This is a genomic window from Micromonospora sp. M51 (assembly GCF_018070305.1).
GTDB lineage: Bacteria > Actinomycetota > Actinomycetes > Mycobacteriales > Micromonosporaceae > Micromonospora > Micromonospora parva.
In genome coordinates, this window is sequence record NZ_JAGPXZ010000973.1 from 1 (window position 1) to 1,958 (window position 1,958).

At 70.2% G+C, this 1,958-nt stretch carries 2 protein-coding genes; one reads left to right on the plus strand and one right to left on the minus strand.

The features are described 5' to 3' along the window. The coding region (locus KBX53_RS31405; RefSeq protein ID WP_210863380.1) for an amidohydrolase family protein at positions 1-1,152 on the minus strand (1,152 nt) is incomplete at its 3' end. 197 nt (positions 1,153-1,349) lie between these two features. Between KBX53_RS31405 and KBX53_RS31410 the strand changes: the two genes are divergently transcribed. Continuing rightward, on the plus strand, positions 1,350-1,958 hold a 609-nt coding region (locus tag KBX53_RS31410), incomplete at its 3' end, for a CaiB/BaiF CoA-transferase family protein (protein ID WP_210863382.1).

Genomic DNA, 1,958 nt, shown 5'->3' on the forward strand with positions numbered 1-1,958 from the left:
GAACATCACCGGCGAGGCGTCGTTCTTGATCAGGACGACGTCGGCCTGCCGGCCGGCGGTGAGCGCGCCGATGGTGGCATCCATGCCGAGGGCGCGGGCGCCGCCCCGGGTGGCCCACTCGACGACCTGCTCGGCGCGCAGGTGGCAGTGGGTGACGGTCTCCTGCTTGGCGTGCGCCTCCAGGTGCTCCCGGGAGCGGTCCGCGCCGAGCGTGCTGCGCATCGCGGAGAAGAGATCGCCGCTCCACCACACGCTGGTGTCCATCGACAGTGACACCGGGATGTCGTGGTGGCGCAGCTGCCAGGTGGGTGGGTAACCCTGGCCGGCGCTCTGCTCGCTCTCGGTCGAGACGGAGACCGAGCCGCCGGTCGCGGCGATCCGGTTGTACGAGTCGTGGGTGAGCGTCGCCGCGTGCACGTAGACGGTCGACGGGGTCATGAACCCGTTCTCGTGCATCAGTCGGATGCCGTCGTCGTTGGTGGCGCCCCACACGCCGGCGTGGGTGGTCACCGCGGCGCCCAACTCCCGGGCCACCTCGAACGCGGCCCGTTCCGGGAAGGCGGGGTCGCCGGTGACGTCGAAGGCCATCTGGAAGCCGGCCAGCTTGCCCCCGTCGACGCGGCGGCGGTGGAAGTCGCGGAACTCCGGGGAGGTGGCCCATTCCCAGGGCCCCTGCTGGATGTTGCCGTAGGCGAGCACGAACCGCCCGTCGACCGCCTCCAGGGCGTCCACGGCGGCGTCGGCGTGCTCGGGCGTCTGCAACCCGTGCGACCAGTCGACAGTGGTGGTGACGCCCGCGTCGATCGCCTCAATCGCCCCGAGCAGGTTGCCGGCGTGGATGTCCTCGGGCCGGAACAGCTTGCCGGACTCGAGGTAGTACCAGACGAAGTACTGGGTCAGGGTCCAGTCGGCGCCGTACCCGCGCATCGCGGTCTGCCACAGGTGCCGGTGGGTGTCGACCATGCCGGGCATGAGGATGCCGCCGGTGGCGTCGATCTCCAGGGCGTCGTCGGGCGCGGTGAGGCCGACGCCGACCTGCGCGATCCGGTCGCCGACGACCAGCACATCGGCGCCGGGGAGCACCGTGTGCGCGTCGTCCATGGTGAGAACCAGGCCGTTGCGGAAGACCACCGGCCGGTCGGTTGCGCTCATCGCCACCCATTCCTTTCCGGGGTACGAGGGGAATCCGGACTCTTGTCCGCTCTACGGCCAGCCCGGGTGGCGCAAGTGTGGTCCGGGTCACCATTCGTGTCAAGGGCTGGCCCCGCTGGCCAATTCCTCCGTTGACACTCCCCTTCCGGTGTCGGAAGCTGTCACGACGGACAGGTGTCCGTAGAACGGGCGGAAAAATGGTGCAGCATTCGACAGGGCCGTTGGCCGGGCTGCTCGTCGCGGACTTCTCCCGGATCCTCGCCGGGCCGTACGCGACGATGCTCCTGGCCGACCTCGGCGCACAGGTGGTCAAAGTGGAGAGCCCCGGTGGCGACGACACCCGCACCTGGATGCCGCCCACCCGCGACGGTGTCTCGACGTACTACCTCGGCATCAACCGCAACAAGCGGTCGATCGCCCTGGACCTCAAGAATCCCGACGACCTGGCCGCCGCGCAGGAGCTGGCCCGCCGCGCCGACGTGCTCATCGAGAACTTCCGGCCCGGTGGCCTCGCCCGGTTCGGCCTCGACTACGACACGGTCACCGCGACCACCGAGAAGGTCGTGTACGCGAGCATCAGCGGCTTCGGCACCGGCGCCGGCCGGGACTTCCCCGGCTACGACCTGATGGTGCAGGCCATCTCGGGCCTGATGAGCCTCACCGGCGACCCGGACGGCTCGCCGTACCGGGCCGGGATCTCGGTCTTCGACGTGATGGCCGGGTTGCACGCGAGCATCGGCATCCTCGCCGCGCTGCACCACCGTGGCGCGACCGGACGCGGCCAGCACGTCGAGGTCAACCTGCTC